Annotated in this window: 2 protein-coding genes; both read left to right on the top strand. The window is 60.3% G+C overall.

The annotated features are described in order from the left end of the window. Positions 1–674, top strand: a 674-nt coding sequence (locus tag NUW23_16170; GenBank protein MCR4427682.1) for a hypothetical protein, incomplete at its 5' end; no start/stop codon positions are given. Between the two features lie 57 nt (positions 675–731). After that, positions 732–2,151 (top strand): GAF domain-containing protein (locus NUW23_16165; protein ID MCR4427681.1); only part of this gene is annotated, 1,420 nt, incomplete at its 3' end.

Here is a 2,151-nt window from a genome sequence, read left to right as displayed (position 1 = left end):
TCGCCATCGCGCGGGCCATTCCCGAGGTTGCACTCTCCGGGTCGGTGGTGGGTGCGGTAGGAGCATCTCTGTGGGAGGTCGTGGGCTCCGCGGTGGTCGGTGTGGTGGTGGGGATAGCCCTGGGGTACGCGGTCAAGTACGCCAGGGGCGGGGACGAGCTGCTCGTGATCGTATTGGGTGCCGTGCTTCTTGCGTCTGGGGTAGCCGGGCGGATGCACGTATCGCCTTTGATAACGTGCTTGGTCGTGGGAGCAACCGTATCGAACTTGGTCATAGGCAGCCGCAAGCTATTCGCGACGGTGGACAGGTTCGCGCCGCCAGTCTATGTCATCCTGTTCTGCCTCGCAGGCGTCGGCTTTGCATTCGACGCGCTGTTCGAAGCAGGTACTCTGTTTGTGGGGTACGTGATCTCTAGGGCGTTGGGCAAGCTCTTGGGGGTCTCCATATCTGCAAGGCTTCTCAACGCTGGCCCTGAAGTCTCGAGATACCTGGGCGTGTCCCTCCTGCCCCAGGCGGGGCTCGCAGTCGGGTTGACAGTAGCCGCGGGTGCCGCACTACCCGAGCAGCGTTCCCTCATTACATCTCTTGTGGTTCCTGGTGTCCTTCTGTTCGAGATCGTTGGACCTCTGCTTACGGCGTCAGCGCTTAGAAGGGCGGGGGAGGTTCAGGCCTAGCGGGTGGCGGGTTCACCTTCTGGATACATTTCCCGTCTCGGTGGTTGGTGGTGCGCGATGTCGGGTTTGAGTAAACAGGACACGGTCCAGGATGACCAAGGCGAGGTTGCCCGTCTCACGAAGCCAGGCGCTATGGTCCTCCGGGGAATCGTGATAGTGGCGGGGATCTGTTTTGTGTTGCGGGAGTTTGCATTGAGCCCCGCAATCTTCGTTACGTTTGTCCCTGCTGGCCTCCTCGTCTACGTGTTTGAGCGAGCGAGCCAATTCTACGGGCAGCGTGTCGCCAACACCATGGCGTCGATGGCTGATATCGTCATAATCTCGGCAGCAGTACACCTCACAGGCGGCATTGAAAGTCATGCCTTCCCACTCTACTTCGTTGAGCTGATAGCTTACTCCCTGGGTGATGGCTTGGTTCCCTGCGCCGGGCTCGGTGCCCTCGCAGCTGCCTCCTACGGTTTCGTTGCTCTTGGAGCGTCCTCAGGAACCAGGTGGGTTCTGGTGTTCAGGTGCGCTGTGATCGTCCTGTCCGGGTCGGGCCTCAACATACTTGCCCAGGTCTTTCGCTCATTTGCGGCGTCGGCACTCACTGAGAGGGCCGAGTGTGAACGATACGCTAGGTGGGAGCATGTCCTGGCCAGGGTGAACAGGGAGATAAACACCGGGCTCGGGATCCACGCCACCCTCGAGCTAGTTCTGCAGGCGGGGCTTGAGGTGCTCGACGCGCACGCGGGCGCGGTTGTCCTCAAGAACAGGCAGGGGAAGTTCGTCATTGAAGCGGCGAAGAACCTCCCGCCGGGCATGCTGGGCAGGACACTGGCCCCAGCGGACGGATGCCTGGGTCTTGCCCTGAAACGCAGAGAGACTGTGACCATGCCGGATTCCTCGACTGATCCCCACACCATCAGGGACATGGCCGATCACGGTTTCGCGGCTGTCCTCGCGACTCCACTTTTTGCCGGCAAGGAACTCATAGGTGCGCTGGCTTTTGCCGACACAGAGGAGGGCACCGTGTATACGGATGAGGACAGAAGACTGCTCGAGGCCTTGGGCAAGCAGGTGAGTGTGGTTGTGGCCAACGCCAGGCTCCTGGACGAGGCGAGGCGCCGCGCAGACTACCTGTCGACCCTGAACGAGATCTCCCGCAGCCTCTCAGCGGTTCTGGAACCCGAGCGGCTTTTTGAGAAGATCTACCGCGAGGTGGAGCGTGTCCTTCCTCTTGACGCCTTCTTTGTCGCATTGTACCACGCGGATTCGTTCGAGGTGGAAATTGTGTTCCTGATGGACAAGGGAAAGCGGTACCAGGTTGGCCGGTACCGGCTGGACGATGGCCTCACGAGCCGGGTCATAAGAACGGGTACCCCCTTGATGATAAACAGGCCGGAGAATGAAGTCATAGAAGGTGCACGCACTATTGGAGACGACCCTGAAGTCACACGCTCCATCCTTATAGTCCCTATGCTAGTGGGCAAGAGGG

The organism is Bacillota bacterium, from assembly GCA_024655925.1.
GTDB lineage: Bacteria > Bacillota > DTU025 > DTU025 > JANLFS01 > JANLFS01.
Note: the sequence above shows the minus strand (reverse complement) of the source record. Positions and strands in the feature narration are given on the sequence as shown.